Below are 244 nucleotides of genomic sequence, written 5' to 3' on the forward strand. Positions count from 1 at the left end.
TCCCTCTCCGACCATTGACGGTGTATTTGGCATCGAGCGAATAATTTTCGTCTCTTGACCGAAAGCCAACTCAATATCTTTTAACCCCACGCCGATCGCTATCGTAATAATAATCGTGTTTTCATTAACATGCTTGCGGATCTCTTCAATTACGTTAGGATACACGTGTGGTTTAACAGCTAGAAACAACAAGTCACTCTCACTGGCGATTCGTTTATTGTCACTTGCAATGTCGATTTCAAAT

General features: G+C 41.4%; 1 protein-coding gene. It reads right to left on the reverse strand.

Annotation, left to right across the window (positions count from 1 at the left end):
- The coding region (locus tag RYX56_RS24645) for a pyrroline-5-carboxylate reductase family protein (protein ID WP_317124426.1) at positions 1 to 244 on the reverse strand (244 nt) is incomplete at both ends.

This window comes from Alkalihalophilus lindianensis, from assembly GCF_032843265.1.
Lineage (GTDB): Bacteria > Bacillota > Bacilli > Bacillales > Bacillaceae_D > Alkalihalophilus > Alkalihalophilus lindianensis.